The organism is Sorangiineae bacterium MSr11367, from assembly GCA_037157805.1.
GTDB lineage: Bacteria > Myxococcota_A > Polyangia > Polyangiales > Polyangiaceae > Pendulispora > Pendulispora rubella.
On sequence record CP089983.1, the window covers coordinates 10664493 to 10680300 of the forward strand.

Annotated in this window: 12 protein-coding genes; 6 read left to right on the forward strand and 6 right to left on the reverse strand. The window is 63.1% G+C overall.

The genetic code is table 11. The annotated features are described in order from the left end of the window. Positions 1-32 precede the first annotated feature (32 nt). The 3 genes from LVJ94_41210 to LVJ94_41220 form a co-directional block, all read right to left on the reverse strand. Complete coding sequence (locus LVJ94_41210; protein WXB03310.1) at positions 33-2504, reverse strand: carboxypeptidase regulatory-like domain-containing protein; 2472 nt, start codon at positions 2502-2504, stop codon at positions 33-35. Positions 2505-2750: 246 nt separating this feature from the next. Continuing rightward, a complete protein-coding gene (locus tag LVJ94_41215; protein ID WXB03311.1) occupies positions 2751-3185 on the reverse strand; it encodes a hypothetical protein in 435 nt (144 codons plus the stop codon). Positions 3186-3241: 56 nt separating this feature from the next. Continuing rightward, a complete protein-coding gene (locus LVJ94_41220; protein WXB03312.1) occupies positions 3242-4930 on the reverse strand; it encodes an ATP-binding protein in 1689 nt (562 codons plus the stop codon). 356 nt (positions 4931-5286) lie between these two features. On the opposite strand from LVJ94_41220, the gene LVJ94_41225 reads away from it, so the two are divergent. Beyond that, the gene (locus LVJ94_41225; GenBank protein WXB03313.1) at positions 5287-6117 is read left to right on the forward strand and encodes a VanW family protein; all 831 of its coding nucleotides are present in this window, start codon (positions 5287-5289) and stop codon (positions 6115-6117) included. Continuing rightward, a complete protein-coding gene (locus tag LVJ94_41230) occupies positions 6099-7004 on the forward strand; it encodes a hypothetical protein (GenBank protein ID WXB03314.1) in 906 nt (301 codons plus the stop codon). The genes LVJ94_41225 and LVJ94_41230 overlap by 19 nt, the downstream gene beginning before the upstream one ends. Here LVJ94_41230 and LVJ94_41235 read toward each other — a convergent pair. Further along, a complete protein-coding gene (locus LVJ94_41235; GenBank protein WXB03315.1) occupies positions 7001-7705 on the reverse strand; it encodes a haloacid dehalogenase-like hydrolase in 705 nt (234 codons plus the stop codon). The two genes, LVJ94_41230 and LVJ94_41235, sit on opposite strands and share 4 nt — an antisense overlap. Positions 7706-8002: 297 nt before the next feature. On the opposite strand from LVJ94_41235, the gene LVJ94_41240 reads away from it, so the two are divergent. Both LVJ94_41240 and LVJ94_41245 read left to right on the forward strand, forming a co-directional pair. Then, entirely contained in the window at positions 8003-9514 is a 1512-nt protein-coding gene (locus LVJ94_41240) for a S8 family serine peptidase (GenBank protein ID WXB03316.1), read from the forward strand. A gap of 14 nt (positions 9515-9528) precedes the next feature. Further along, positions 9529-10626 carry a trypsin-like serine protease gene (locus tag LVJ94_41245; GenBank protein ID WXB03317.1) on the forward strand — a complete coding sequence of 366 codons (1098 nt, stop codon included), beginning with the start codon at positions 9529-9531 and terminating at the stop codon, positions 10624-10626. A gap of 231 nt (positions 10627-10857) precedes the next feature. Here the strand turns inward: LVJ94_41245 and LVJ94_41250 are convergent, their stop codons facing one another. Continuing rightward, entirely contained in the window at positions 10858-11730 is an 873-nt protein-coding gene (locus tag LVJ94_41250; protein WXB03318.1) for an alpha/beta hydrolase, read from the reverse strand. A gap of 32 nt (positions 11731-11762) precedes the next feature. Continuing rightward, on the reverse strand, positions 11763-12590 hold the full coding sequence (locus tag LVJ94_41255) for a methyltransferase domain-containing protein (protein ID WXB03319.1): 828 nt from the start codon (positions 12588-12590) through the stop codon (positions 11763-11765). A gap of 405 nt (positions 12591-12995) precedes the next feature. On the opposite strand from LVJ94_41255, the gene LVJ94_41260 reads away from it, so the two are divergent. After that, positions 12996-14525, forward strand: coding sequence for a M4 family metallopeptidase (locus tag LVJ94_41260; GenBank protein WXB03320.1), 1530 nt, complete (start codon positions 12996-12998; stop codon positions 14523-14525). Between the two features lie 4 nt (positions 14526-14529). Beyond that, positions 14530-15726, forward strand: coding sequence for a M28 family peptidase (locus LVJ94_41265; GenBank protein WXB03321.1), 1197 nt, complete (start codon positions 14530-14532; stop codon positions 15724-15726). Positions 15727-15808 lie beyond the last annotated feature (82 nt).

Consider the following 15808-nt stretch of genomic DNA (forward strand, 5'->3'; position numbering starts at 1 on the left):
AACCCACTAGCGAAAACCGTGCTAGCGAATCGCTATTTCAGCTTCCCATTTTGCGCATTGGCATTCGTACTTTTCTTCTCGAGCGTCAAATCCGCCACGCCATCCTGGAAGCGAACACGCGCAACCATCAGCTTCTCTTGAAGGGAGACCACCTCGACGGTGCTCTTCGAGAGATGATCGCCCACCTCCTGCAACTTGCGCTCGAGACTTTGCATCAGAGAGCCGGCCGTTTTCACCGCACGCAACGTGACGACTTGCGCATGCAGCTCGTCCATGCGCGCCCGATATTCGTGCATCTGATCGCGTACGGTGGAGATGCGTTGTTCGATGTTGCCGATATCCTGCTGCAATTTGAGAAGCGTGGAGACCTCGGCCTTGAGCGGTCCCTCCAAGGCGGATGACGAGAGAAACACGCGCACCAGATCCATTCCGCCCGCCGTGCGCACGTCGATGGTCTTGAATTCCGGCGTTTGCTCGTCCACCGCCATATCCTGTTTTGCTCCCGGCCCGAGCTCGATTCGATAGAGGTTGGCCCCGCCAATGCGCTCCACGGGCGCGAGCGAATTCGAGGTGAGCTTGTACCCCTTGGGCACCGTGTGACGAATGTAGACGACGGCGCGTTCTCCCAATCGGTTGTGCAACGTCCACGTCGAGCGACGCGTGTGCTCCACCTCGGCGGAGAAGACACCGCGTTGAACGGTCAGGACGCGCGCGATCTGGTCGCGCTCGTCGTTCTTGGCCTCGACCACGACTTGCCGGTCGAGCGCGAAGGGGACGAAGGCGACGGTGCGCGGTGGAATGGGCTCGGAGATGCCCTCCCCGATGAAACGGCCCTCACCGAAGACGCTGACCGGGCCGCTCTCGAGCGCCGAGTCCGTCGGGTTCCGAATGCGCACGGCCTTGAATGCAAACGACGCATTCCCCCGCGGGCTCTCCGGATCGTAAAGATAAACGGCCTCGCCATCCGTCGGCGCGCTGAGGATCGACACCATGGCGCTGCTGCCGCGTGGCACGCTCATGGTCACGCCCGATTCGAAATGCGAAATGCCGATGGGATCCGCCGTGGCGGCGCCTTCGGCCGGCCTGGGCTTGTCGGCGGCACCCGCGGCGTTTTTCTCGAGGACGCGCACCCCGCCCTTGGGGCCATCGACGTCTCCTTTCCCAATCGCGATCAAGCGCCCCCGATCGACCCCGCGGCGCACGAGTTGATCGCGCACCTTGTTGGCGCGATCCAACGCTGCGCGCTCTTTGTCGGCGTCCTTCGGATCGGCGTAACCTTCGATGACGAATTGATTCGTATTGCCGGTGCGATTCATTCGCTGCGCCAACGCATCGACGGGGCTGGGCGGCGGCGGCGCAGGCGGCGGTTCGGGGCTTTGCGGCGCTGCGCCATTCGACTTCGGTGCACGCGGGGTGACATCGCCATTCGGACTTCCCATGGTCGTGGAGGCGGAGCCGCCCATGCTCGATCCGATATTGACCGTTGGCGAGCGGGCGGTGAGAACCGCCTCCTCGGCCTTGAGGCCCTCGGGCAGGAGGTCTGCATCGAGACGGACATTCACGCCAGTCCCTATTTGGACTTGGTCCCGTTGGTAGGGTCGAAAGCCTTCTCGATCGAGACGCAGCGTGTACGTGCCCGGCGGCACGGCCCTCAGCTGGTACGAACCTGACGCGTCGGTCGTTACGATTTGCTCGCCCTGGATCGCGGGCGACGTGAGGGTCACTACGACATCGCGCAGGCCTTTCTTACTGGTCGCGTCCAGAACCTTGCCCCTCAAGATGCCATCACCGATCGCCGCGACGGCGGTGACCGTGCGATTGGGTGGCGTGACGGGCGTTGCCCCGCCCGCGGCAATGGTCTCGTCGCTGAACGTGGCAACCTTCTTCTGTCCATCGGGGGCACTGTCTCCGTAGACGGATCCGCCCGCCGGGGGCGCGACGGCGAACAAGTCATTCGATTGCAGCGTCTCACGCTCGACCATGCGGAGGGAGCGCAGGTCGAAGCGGAAGGACATGGCGGAGCTCGAGCCCACGCCGAGCTTCACGTCGCGCCAATCCTCCCCCGACGTATTGTCGACGATGGCCCAGGCCTGCAAATCCACTTTTCCCCCCTTCCCCAGGACCACTCGGTAGCTCGGTTTCCATGCAGGGGCTTCGGTGACGTACGACAAGCGCACCCGGTGGGGGCCCGGCCCGAGAAGGCCGATTTTCATGTCGATGAGGCCCGTGCCGTCATTCGACGCATTCGTCGGATACGCCACGGGGGCGGGCTTTCCCGTTTTGACATCGACCACGGTGAGCGATTTGAGAAAGTCGTCCACCTTGTCTGCGGGCACGGCGAGTTTGAGCGAATCCTCGTCCACTTTCGCGTATCGCTCGAAATAGGCGACACCATTGCGATAAACGACCACGCGGCCCAACGCGGCATCCGAATGTACGTAGCTGGAGCCTCCACCGCAGCCGACCAACAGCGCGAAGAAGGTAAACGGCATGAGCTGCTTCATGGCAGGGATCTCCTCTGGGTGAGGGTTATCCGACTCGTTCCGCTTTCTTAATCGAAATATGGAAGAAGTCGAATGCGCGCGCGCACCATCTCACGAAGTGCTCGCGAGGCCGCCCATCGTTACGAACGTGACACTCGTCGCGTGCGGATCGTGTCGGCACCGTCACCATTGGAGCGGCACGGAGAATCGCGCCAACCGCCATGGCCAAATTTTGCGATATCCAATTATCGAATCAACGAATAGCGACTACCACGATACCTGAATGACCGACGTATATCCCGTGGGCTTGATCGTGGTGCCGCCGACGTTGCCGCCAACCTCCTCGAGGTCCACGGTGGAGAGAGTCTCCAGGAGGCAATGGCGCATGGTGGGGTCGAGGGATACGTCCGGCGCGAAGCCCAGATGGACCGTGTTCTCGGTGCGTGTGACCATGACGTTGACCTTGCCGCTGCTGCCTTGGAGGCAGGAGCGAAGCATGTCCCGCCTCGACTCCAGGGAGATGCTCAGCGGCTTCGGAGGACTCTCCGGTGTCGGGTTCGGCTGGATGCGCACGAGGGACGGATCCTCGGCCGCACCGCTGGTGGGCGGCGGGGCCGTGGCCGTCGTGTTTGCGCATGCACTGCAGAGCAACACGGAAAACATGACAACGCCGGCCCGACTTATCATGGTGCTAGGAAGCATGACCCACTACGTAGGGCCACGCACGTTACCTCGCCGCAAAACTCGCACGCAAAACGTCAGAGGCTCGGGCGACGGACACCGGCGACCTTGATGAGGTTGTCGACTGCGCGCAGCAGATCCTCGTGGTTTACGGGCTTGGCCAGGTGGTAGTTGAACCCGGCTGCGAGAGCGCGGCGCCGGTCTTCCTGGTATGCGTACGCGGTGAGGGCAATGGCCGGGAGGCTCCCGCCCTGTTCCTTCGGCAGAGCGCGCACACTTTGCATCAATTGATATCCGTCTTCGCCGGGCATGCCGATGTCGCTGACGATGATATCCGGATGGAAGGATGACAGCGCCTCACGGGCTTCGGCTGCCGAGGCGGCCAGTCGGATGACTGCGCCCCGCGCCCGGAAAAGCGCCTGCAGAATCTCGCGAGCGTCCGGATCGTCGTCCACGGCGAGGACGCGCACCCCTTCGAGGCGCGATGCGGCTTCGGACCGCGACACCCCTGGCGCGGCCGGTTGTGCACGGGGTGCGCCAATCTGCGCGGGCACGACGGCGCGAATCGGGAACGTTGCCGTAAACGTTGCTCCCTGACCGGGTCCTTCACTCGTGGCGGACACGCTACCTCCATGCAGCTCGACGATATGTTTCACAATCGCAAGACCGAGACCGATGCCCCCCACCCGGCGCGCGGGCCCGTGCTCGGCTTGATGAAAAGGTTCGAAAACGTAGGGAAGAAAATCGCGCGCGATGCCGCGACCATCGTCCTGGACGCGAAGCTCCGCGTTCGAGTTCTCCTGGGAGAGACGCACGTGAACCGATCCCCCGCGACTGGAGAACTTCACCGCGTTGGACATGAGGTTCCACGCGATCTGTTGCAGGCGGACGGCATCGCCCACGAGGACGAAAGGCCGCTCGATGCCCTCGGCGTGAAGCCCGACCTCCCGCGCATCGGCCGCGGGGCGGACGACCTCGAGGGCGTCGGCCACGATTTGCGCGAAGTCCACTTGGGCAACCTCGATACGCAACTTGCCGGTGACGATGCGCGACATATCGAGCATATCGTCCACGATCGTAATCTGCGCTTCGGCATTGCGCACGATGGTCTCGGCGGCTTTCTCCACGGTGGCGACATCGTCGGCCGACGTTTTCAAGAGAGACGCCCACCCAAAGATGGCATTGAGTGGGGTTCGAATCTCGTGCGAGATCGTGGCGAGGAATTGATCCTTCAGCCGACTGGCCTCTTGCATGCGGGCGAGCTCGACTCGGTCGTGCTCGGCCTTGCGGCGTTCGGTCAAGTCGCGCGTGACCTTGGCGAAGCCCACCAGGGTGCCCTCGTCGTCACGCAGTGCGGTGATGATCACGTTGGCCCAGAACCGCGAACCGTCTTTGCGCAAACGCCAACCTTCGTCTTCGAAGCGGCCATCGCGGGCGGCGACCTCGAGCTCCATGTCGCACACGCCTTGAGCCACGATCTCCGGCGGGTAGAACCGTGAAAAGTGCCGGCCGATGATCTCGTAGGAAGCGTAGCCTTTGATGCGAGCGGCCCCTTGGTTCCACGTGGCCACGTACCCGCGGGGATCGAGCATGAAGATCGCGTAGTCCTTGATGGCCTCGATGAGTACGCGGAACGTCGTCGGAATGACGCCACGTCCGACCTCGGCATCGAGGGAGTGAATGCGATCTTCGAGGTCCCCTGATGGGGAGGCCTTCTCCAGATCCGCTCTGCTTGGGTCGGCTAGATCTTCACGGCCGTTGTTCATGGAGTGGTCCTCGAAACTTAGGAATAGCCCCCCGCTACGGCACTGCTTCGCCTTTGAAACGGCCTGTATCGCACGTTCCAGGCCCGTTCCTGACTGTGTAGCGCCAATGCGCGAACCGCACAAACAACGGATGAAGGCTGACAAAAATGCCTCAGTGTGCGGTTCGGCCGCAGGCCTTGATTGGACACCTTCACGTCCACCCGGCGCGGATGAAGACGATACGTAGAACGCAACCGAATCGCGTCGTGCGCCGATGGATCGGGAGATGGACTGAGGAGATGGATCGAGGAGAGATGCAACGTTCGACAGCTCGGCACGGGGGGAATGTGAACGCGCCATCGCGCGTACGATGGAGCGTGCTGGAGCCCATTCGCCGCCTTCGCCTCGTACTGCGCCAGGCCGAACGTGTGGCACGGTGGTCCACTGCACCGTCCAAGTGGGCCCGTCCAGGCCTCGGCGCCGCGGACGACGGCATCACCTACCCTCATCGGATTTACGAGCGCACGGTACGCATCGCGCGGCTCGATCCGGAGGCCAACCCGCGCCTCGAGGCGGGTAAGAGGACGAATTTGGCGCTGGCCGCACCGTACTTCGATGGCCTCGTGCTGGCGCCGCATGCCCCTCTTTCGTTCTGGCGCGCCCTCGGTCGCACATCGGCGCGACGCGGCTTCGTCGAGGGTATGGAGCTTCGCGGGGGCTGCGTCGTTCCAGCCGTCGGCGGCGGGCTTTGTCTGTTGTCGAATGCGCTGTTCGAAATGGCGCTCACCCTGGGCTGGCTCGTTCTCGAGCGCCACGGGCACTCGATGGAGGCCATTCCGCCCGCGCCGGGCACCGTGTGGGGCATCGATGCCACCGTGTTCTGGCCACATGTGGACCTGCGCATTGCTCCGCGGGAAGGCGACGCACGTCTGAGCGTGCGCATCGCCCACGGGACGCTGCGCCTGGCGGTGCATGCGCGCTCGCCTGCAGCGTACGATTGCAAATTGCACACGTTGGACGACCGCACGTACCTGCGACGCTCCGGCGTATTCCGGGAGAACCGCATCGTGCGCGACGTCATTCGGCGTGCGGGCGGCGAATGCATCGAGAGCACCGTGGTTGCACGCAACCGCAAACGGCTACTGACCCGCGATGAACGAGGCGGATGCACTACGTGCGGCGTTCACGAATGCGCGAGGCGACCGTGACGGCGTTGCATTCGAAATGGGAGCGTGTGCTTCTCGCCCTCGCCGGAACGGACGCAGGGAGGCGGATGACCGCGCGCTTTGCCGCCCGGCGCGGGGCCGACGCGTGGGCTGCGCGCACGCTGGAGGCTACGTTGCAGACCGGCGCCGAGGTCACGGCGCCCACCTGCGGGGCACTGGGCACCTTCGCGGAGGCGCGCCGACGGGGGCTCCGCACTGTGCTGATGCACGATCTGCCCATGCTCCGGCCGATGCACGCCGATCTCGATCGGGCCGCGCTCGTGCACCCTCGTTGCGCATTCTTGCGTCGCTATCGCGCACCGGCATCCATGGTAGCGCGACAAGAAGCGGAATACGTGTTGGCCGACGTCATCCACGTGCGCGGCCACTTTGCGCGCGAGCAATTGATGGCGCGGGGTATTCCGGCGGCGCGCCTGCGCGCGCTCCCTTCCCCGGAGGGACCGATGCCCACGCGCCGTGCGGGCAATGGTCAGAACATGCATCGCGTGATGCTCTTGGCCGGCTTGGCCACCGCGCGCAACGGCACGATGGAGCTGCGCGCGGCATTGGCTGCGCAACCACGTTGGACGGCGGTCGTGCGCGCCGGCGAAGGGCTCGACCCGCCCGATCTCCTGGCGCATCCGCGCATCCGCGTGGCCACGCGCGCCGAGATCGAGCGCCTCGACGGCATCGACGTCGTCGTCGCCCCCTCCTGGTGCGAGAGCCACGCGCCGGAGGTCGCACGCGCCGCCTGGCTGGGCGTGCCCGTCGTGGCCACCCACCGCGCAGCCGGTTTCATCGATCTCGCCGTGGCGGGCGTGGAAATCGCGCCCGGCGATGCGGCGGGCCTCGCCGCCGCACTGGACATGCTCGGCCGACGCGCCGCCTAAGTCTGACGGAGAATCGCCGCCAACACCGCCTTCGTGTCCGATAGCTCGGGAAAGGTCACGTGGGCACCGGACGCGCGCAGCTCCTCCTCGGAGAACACGCCGGTGGCCACCGCAACGGCAACCGCGCCATGTTCCAACGCCGCCGCCACGTCGTGGGGGGTATCGCCAATGACAACCACGGACTCGGCGGCGAACGGCGCACCATGCTTGCGCGCGGCATTGCGCATTGCCGCGCCCACCAGATCCGGCCGGTGGGCCGACAGCGATCCGTAGCCGCCTATTTCGAAATCCAAATGGACATCCAAGCCGAAGGGAACGAGCTTGTGCCCGGCAATCGACGGCAGGTTGCCGGTCACCAGCGACTGCACCACACCGGGCAAGGCCCCCAAGGCCACCAAGGCCTCTTCGGCCCCAGGAAAGACCCGCCCGCGCTGGGCGAGGGTGGCACTGTCCTCGGCCACCACGGCTTCCAGCGCGGCGAACATTCGCTCGATGAATTCCTCGGTCTGCTCCACACCGTGGCTCGCGAGAAGCTCCGTCGTGATGGACCTCTCCGTCCGCCCCGACAAGGTGGGATGATGGAGCAATTCGCGGCCGTGCACTTTGAGCCACGCCCGCTCGTACCAGCTGCGGCCGAGCCCCGGCAGCTCGACGAGGGTCATATCGATATCCCAGAGGACCAATGTCGTTGGCGAGTTCACGCTCCTATACTGCCATGCGTCGTAACTCATCACTAGGGCCTTCGCTAAAAAAGATTTCGTGTCCACGAAATTGGTTCGTAATACCACTTTGCCCATGCTATTGACTTCGCGACCACGAGTTCGCTCGGGAACCTTCGCGGCGGGTGAGATGTGAGCACCCCGGAGTGCTGCGGATGTTCTTGCGGATGACGTGCTCGTATTCGAATCCGTAGGGAGCGTCGGCACATCGCGCTGGACGTGCCGCCGGCACGACGCCGGCGCTCCATTCCAATGATGCCAACTCGGGAGGCGAACTCCATGAAACGAATCCACTTCGGTGCTAGTTTGATATCCATCGTGGCAGTGTTCATCGGCTGCAGTGATCCGATGAATGAAACCGAAGGTACACCGACCGCTGATTTGAGCGACGGTGTCCAATCGGCCATGGTCGACGGACATGCGCCTTCATCCATTCTGGTCTTTTTGAAGGAATCGGCCGATCTCTCGCCGAGCGAACGCGCGGCCGGCAAAACCGAACGCGTGGCCGCCGTGCACAAGTCGCTCGTGGAACACGCCGCAGCCACCCAAGCCCCGTTGCTCCAATGGCTTGGAGAGCAGGGCGCCACCGGACGCTCCTTCCATATCGTCAATGCCGTTCTCGTGGAGAATGCGAACCCGAGCCTTCTGCGAAAGCTCGCCGCCCGGACGGACGTAAAGAGGCTCATGCTCGACAAGCCCATACGCCGCGACGACCTTCCCAGCGGCGATCCCGTGAGTGAATCCGAGCCTCGCGCGAGCCTCGCCATCGAGGCGAACATCACCTACACGGGGGCGACCCGCGTATGGAACGAGCTGAATGTGAAGGGTGCGGGGGTGGTCATCGGCAGCTCCGATACCGGGGTGGCCTGGACGCACCCCACACTGAAACCGCATTACCGCGGATGGAACGGCACCACGGCGGATCACACGTTCAGCTGGCACGATGCCATTCACAAAGGTTCCAGCACCGGCAATTCCTGCGGCTACGACGTCGCCGCCCCGTGCGACGACCAAGGCCACGGCACGCACACCGTGGGAACCATGGTCGGCGACGATGGCGCAGGAAATCAAATTGGAATGGCGCCTGGCGCGAAATGGATAGGCTGCCGCAACATGGATGAAAACGTCGGCAAAGCCTCGACCTACATCGAATGCACGGAATGGTTCATGGCTCCCTACCCGCCGGGCCAGCCCGACAAAGCCGATCCGTCGAAGGCCGCCGACATCATCAACAATTCATGGGGATGCACGGCGAGCGAAGGCTGCCGGGGCAATGAACTCGTCGACGTCCTCAAGTCCGTTCGCGCTGCGGGCATCGTCTTCGTGGCGGCCGCCGGAAACTCCGGTTCGGGATGTGGAACGATCATCGATCAACCCGGCACCATCAGCCCCGAAGTTCTCTCCGTCGGCGCGGTGGATCACCGCAATGGGGCCATTGCATCGTTTTCCAGCCGAGGTCCGTCGAAATGGGACCAAAAGCTCGGGCCCGACGTTTCCGCACCCGGGAATTCCATCCGCTCGGCGTATCCCGGTAACGGCTATTCGAGCATGAGCGGTACGTCGATGGCTTCGCCGCACGTCGCCGGGGAAATCGCATTGATCCTTTCCGCCGTCCCGAGTTTGCACGGCAAAGTCGACGAGCTCACGCGGCTCGTCACCTCCACCGCCACGCCCAAAACGTCGAGCCAATCCTGTGGCGGCGTTTCCGGTTCCTCGATTCCGAACAATACGTTCGGAAGCGGCATCATCAACGCCTACAAAGCCGTAACCACCGCCCGCGGTTCCCAGTGAGAGGGGTCAAGAACATGAAATTGCGCAATCATCTTCAGCTTTTCCTGGGCGCGGCGGCCATCATGAGCATGGGCGCCGGCTGCAGCTCCGCGGCGGTCTCGGAGGAGGAGATCAGCCAATCGGAGCAGGAATTTCGCGGCGGCACGAAGGTCGCCGTGAAGGATTACCCCTTCATCATCGCCGGACTTCGCGCAGGCGGTTCTCGCCCGCAGGGCCAATCGTGCACGGGATCCGTCGTGGCCCCGCGCAAGATCCTGACGGCGGCCCACTGCAAAGATGCGGCGGGTGACAAGAGCTACCTCTACGGACTCGATGACTTGAACGCCGGAGGAGGCTTTCGTACGGCCGTCGTCGACTACAAAAAGCACCCCAAATACGTGAACTTCGACCAAGGCTACGACGTGGCCATCGCCACGGTGGCCGACGACATTCCGGTGCCGCCGGGGTACGTCTACCCGAAAGTCGCCACCTCCGCAGACACGGATTTGAACAAACCGGGCAACGAAGGGTACGGCCTCGGTTATGGCATGAAGGACGAAAACGACACCAGCCGCGACGTCACCCTGGAAAAGGCCGTCCTTCCCGTCGTCCAGCCGGACAACTGCAACGGTGTGGGGGCCGGGTTCAAAGAAGCAACCATGATTTGCACCGGCTACAACGATGGCCGGATCAGCATTCTCAAAGGGGACAGCGGCGGCCCCTTCCTCGTCAACAACGTGATCGTCGGGGTGGCCTCCTGGAGCCGCAGCGACTTCTTCTGGTACAGCGTTTACGGTCGGTTGAACAACGACATGGGCGATTGGGTAAAGGCTCAGATCAACAACGAGCCCGATCCCCTCACCGCGTCGTTCAACGTCACATGCGCCAACTTCGGAAAACCGTGCGCCTTCGATGGATCGAGCTCGACGGGCGGGGCCACCTCGTACGCGTGGGACTTCGGAGACGGAAAAAATGCGACCGGCGTCTCCACGACGCATGCCTATTCCGTATCGTCGGTCACCACGTTCGCCGCCAAGTTGACCGTGTCCGATGGTGCTGGCCATTCGGATACGGCATCCCGTTCGATTCAGTGCTTTCCCGGTAGCGGCGGCGCGCTCTGCTTTGCGCAATAACGCAAAAGTCGATGGATTTGTGACGGACTCGCGGGTCGTTTGCAGGCGAGCAGCGGCAGCGGGACAATCCCGGCGAGGCCGGCGCCTTAGCCTGTCCCCAACGGCAGGATCGCCAGAGATATGACGATCCTGCCTTTCTGGATCGCACATCGCGCCGGTCTCGCCGGTTCGTCCCGCTGCCGCGGGTTCCAGCACCAAGTCATTCGAAACCTGACACGGTTCAATCGAATGTCACGCTAGGCGGTGATGCACCCGGCCTAGGAAATCCCGTACGAGGGATACAACCTCGGTAAGGTGCGTCTCGAGTGCCCAGTGCCCGGTGTCGAGCCAATGCAGCTCGGCATCGGGCACATCACGGAGGTAGGCGCGTGCGGCGCCCTCGGGCATGTATCCATCCTGAGGGCCCCACACGATTAGCGTCGGCGGGCGGTGCTCGCGCAGGTAGGCCTGGTACTTGGGAAACCAGCCGAGGTTGTCCTTCAGGCCTTCCATCAAGCCGACCATGATTTCCCGGCGCCGCGGCTCGCGCATCAGGGACCAGGACAGCTTCCAAAGGTCGGGGCTGATGCGGTCCACGAGATGCGGGGCGACCTCACCGACGAACTCGTCGCGAAAGCCGGCTTCGCTCACCGCCTCCGTCAGTGCGGCGCGGCCTTCGGGCGTCGGATTCTTCCAATAGGCCTTGAGGACATCGTATTTCGGGCCGAGCTGATCTTCGTAAATGTCGCCATTTTGGAGAATGAGCGCCACGATGCGCTGCGGCGCCTTCATGGCCAGACGCAGGCCGATTTGCGAACCGTAATCGTGAAGGTAAAGCGTATACCGGGAGAGCCCGAGTCGCGTCGCGAACTGATCGAGCATGTGGGCATAGCCGTCGAACGTGTACGAAAAGCGACTTGGATCCGGCGTATCGCTGTAGCCGAAGCCTGGATAATCTGGCGCGATGAGGCGCCATCTGTCAGCAAGCGCGGGCATGAAGTGGCGATATTGAAACGACGACGAGGGATAACCGTGCGGCAGCAGAATCACGGGTGCGCCCTCGGGTCCGGCTTCGCGGTAAAAGATGCGGACTCCGTCGATGTGAACCTCACGATGTGCGACCATGATGGTTCACATGGGGGCCCACCGTGCGAGCGTCAACGCTTGCGGCCCGCGACGGAAAACAGAACCCAAGGCACGTCGATCGCATCCGGCATACCCGACGTGGAGAGCGCCCGGTACGCCGCCGCTTGCTCGGCCGTGAGAGATTGCTTCTCCAGCATGTACGAGAAGAATTGCTCGACGGCGACGGTCCACAGGTCCTCGCACGGCCCCGGAAGTCCGAAGGTGATCGGCGTCATCGTCATCGCAAGATCGCGTATGCCAAGTTCCGCAAGCTTGTTCGGGATTCGACGGCCCCAATGGATGTCACTCCCTTGCGTGACGAACGTTCGGGCGAGGGCGCTGAATACCGCCTTGATTTCCTCGCGGTGAATGTGCTCCAAGGAGAGCACGTAGTAGTCCTCCACGAGGATTGCGCCACCTGGCTTGAGCCAGGAGATGGCGCGGCGCAAGATGTCGTCCCGTTCTGGAATGTGGGATAGCACGAACCTCGTGTGAATCCAGTCGAACGATGCGGCAGGAAAATCGTGGCGTGTGAGGTCGACCCGCGCCACTTCCAAGTTGGGCGCACGCCTCGCATCCAGGTAACGCGGATCGATGTCCGCCGCGACGACATGCCCTCGTGGACATTGCTCCGCAAACCAGTAGGCCATCGAGCCGGCGCCCGCGCCCATCTCGAGACACCGTGCGTCCGGTGGAATCCCGAATTTCTCGACCAAGGCCATGGTCGTCGGATCACTCCATCGTTCCAGTGCTTGAAGGCGAAGGAACTCCGTAGGCATGTCCTTGTTGAGGATTCCCGTGCTGTATGGATCCGTCAGGTCGAGACGCGCTGTGTTCGCTTCCACGAAGTTGTCGTGCATGAGGATGCGTTTCTCCTTTCCGACAAACATTGCCGAGGAGCCCCGAATTTGCGCGGGACAACCACGATGTGAAGAAACGACCGCCTTACGTTGACGGTCTTGGTCGCACCTCGGAAATATTTCCAAAATTGATAAATTGGGTACGTGTTGCGCACCATCTATGGTACGCGTTTACTTAGCTGTTCCGGATGAGTGGTTTTGCAGCGGCGCAAGGTACACGAGGCGCCAGCCAAGCTGCGAATACGCTTGCGGGATGAGGCAACGCACTTGAGGCCTTTGGCAGGGTTCTTCCCTGCAGATCACGGCCGCCCCGCACGTATCGCTTGGCTTTCTTCCAACGGCTCCCAGTGAATCGGTGAGCGAAGACCATCCCCCCCGACCCCCATTCGGAATGCGAGGTTTTCCATGACGCGAGGTATCCTGTTTTCGAATCGTCGTTTGGCCGCTCTTCTGGCATTGCCGGTGATGGCATGCCTTCCTGCTGCATGCTCCAGCAACTCTAGCGACAGTGGTTCGACAGGAGACGCGCCGGCGGGCGTGCACGTCGTTTCGGCGGAGAGCAAATCGCTCGTCCCCACGTTCGTGCGCGGGCATCTGAGCGCGCTGCCCACCATCGCCGCGGCATTGCATGCCGATGGCGAATTTACCCTCAAAAACACGATTACCGACTCGTCGGGTGAGATTCACCAGCGCTACACGCAAAAGAAGAATGGGCTCGACGTGTTGGGCGCCGATATCGCAATCCACGTAAAAGATGGCGTGATTTACGCGGCCAATGGCAATGCGCGCACCGATTTGGTGGCGGCAACGACGGCCGCGGTTTCGGCGAAGGTCGCCGCGCTCAAGGCGGTGGCCTCGTACGCGCTCGATGCGCGGGTCTCGGCCGACGCGGGGAGCGATCTCGCCTACTGGCGCGAACCCGAGGGTGACGCACTGCGGCTCGTCCACCGCCTCACCGTGCGCGGTGTCGACGCCGAAGGTGAGATCGTGGACACCGTGCTGGTGGACGCGCAAGACGGCACCATCGTCGACCGCATTCCCACGATCATGACGGCGAAGGTTCGCAAGATCTACGATGCGAACCAGAGCACCAGCCGCGGCACGCTCAAGCGGAGCGAGGGCGAGGCGGAGGTCTCCGACGGCGCAGTGAACATCAGCTACGACAACCTCGGTCTGGTGTACGACGCGTACAAGACGCTCTACGACCGCGACTCGCTCGATGGAAATGGCCTCACGCTGATCAGCTCCGTGCACGCCATATTCCGCACCACCACGGGCACCACAAAGAACAACGCCTCGTGGGACGGCTCGCAGATGCGCTACGGCGACGGCGACGGGACGACCTTCTCGAACCTGGCCAACTCGCTCGACGTCACGGGCCATGAGCTCACGCACGGGGTCACCAGCTCCACGTCGAACCTCACCTACTCGGGCCAATCGGGCGGCCTGAACGAGGCCCTGTCGGATATTTTTGGCGCCGTCGTCCAGTGGTACCACGACGGAAAGGTCGTCAACGACAGCACCTGGATGGTCGGTGACGACGTGTACACGCCGAACAAGGCGGGCGATGCGCTCCGCTACATGAGCAACCCGACGAAGGACGGCAAGTCGATCGACTATGCGCCCGATTACAACGGGCAGAACGTGCACTACACCTCGGGCGTGCCGAACCTCGCGTTCTACCTCTTGTCGCAGGGCGGAAAGCACCCGCGCGACAAGACGACGGTCACGGTGACCGGCATTGGCATCGAGAAGGCCGCCGCCGTCTTCTACCGCGCCAACACGACGATTTTCACCTCGTCCACGAACTACGCGCAAGCGCGCACGGGCACTGAGCAGGCGGCGCAGCAACTCGGGTTCACGGCGGACGAGGTCAAATCGGTCAGCGCGGCCTGGGCGGCGGTGGGCGTGGGCTCGGCTCCGGTGGCGGAGTAAGGACATGCAGAAACGAACGACACTGCTTTTGGCACTGAGCATTGGCGCGGGCTTGTGGGCATGCAGCGAAGCGGCCCCCCGCGAAGGAACCTCCACGCATTCGCTCGCGCTCGCGGACGATTCGGATCCGATGGAGCACATCACGTACCTGTCGTCGGACGCCATGAAGGGGCGCAACAGTCCTTCGGCGCAATTCGACGAGGCGGCGAAGTACGTGACCGATCGACTCGTCAAATATGGTCTCAAGGGGCCAAACGAGGGTGATGCGAACGGCGCCTATGCGCAGACATTCACGCAAAGCTCGTTCGCCGAGAATTCCGTGGCGAATGGTGCCCCGCACGACGAGGCCGCACACGCGCGAAACTTCGGAAACACGTTGTTCGAGAGAAGCTTCTACCTCGACGAGCACATGGATCCCGAGGCTTTCCGCGTCGTCGCTGGAAAATCGGGGCGCGGGGAAAACGCCTCGTTCTCCGACGTTCGTTCGGCGGCGGTCGACGCGGCCGGCAACACGCACAATGTGTTGGGTCTCTTGGAGGGCACCGGCGCCAAGAAGCAGGAAATCATCGTGGTGATGTCCCACCTCGACCACATTGGCACGACCTCGAGCGGACAAGTCAACAATGGCGCCGACGACAATGCGTCGGGAAGTGGCACGAACTTGGCGGCGGTTCCCGCATTGGCGCAGGCGAAAGCCAATGGGGAACTGAATCGCTCGGTGCTGTTCATCTGGACGGCGGCCGAGGAAGATGGCCTGGTCGGCTCGAAGTACTTCGTCGATCACCCCATCGCGAACATCGGCCTCGGAAACATCGTCGGGGTCATCAACTCCGACATGGTGGGCCGCTGGGATGCGCAGCGCATCAGCGTGATCGACAAGAAATCGGATGGCACCACGAGCTATCTCGCCGGGCTCCTGACGCAGGCCAATGCCAAGTTGGCCTCCCCGTTCGATACGATCAATCACGACATCAACCAGTACGCGCGCCGGCAGGATGGCGCATCTTTCTACGACAAGGGCGAGGACGTCCTCTTCTTGTTCGAGGGGTTGAGCAATCCGGCCGGGGGCGGAGACCTCAATCCGGATTACCACGCGCCAGGCGACGACGTGTCGAAGATCCTGGACGACAACAACGGCGACAAGCCGCGAAAAATCAGGGATTTGGTCATCGAGCTGGTGAAGCTCGCCGTCAATCGCTGAAGCATCCGGCCGAAGGGGATCGGGGAAGTTGACCGAGGATGCGCGTCGCGTCCCCTTCGTATCGCACCCCCCGCGAAGAGCG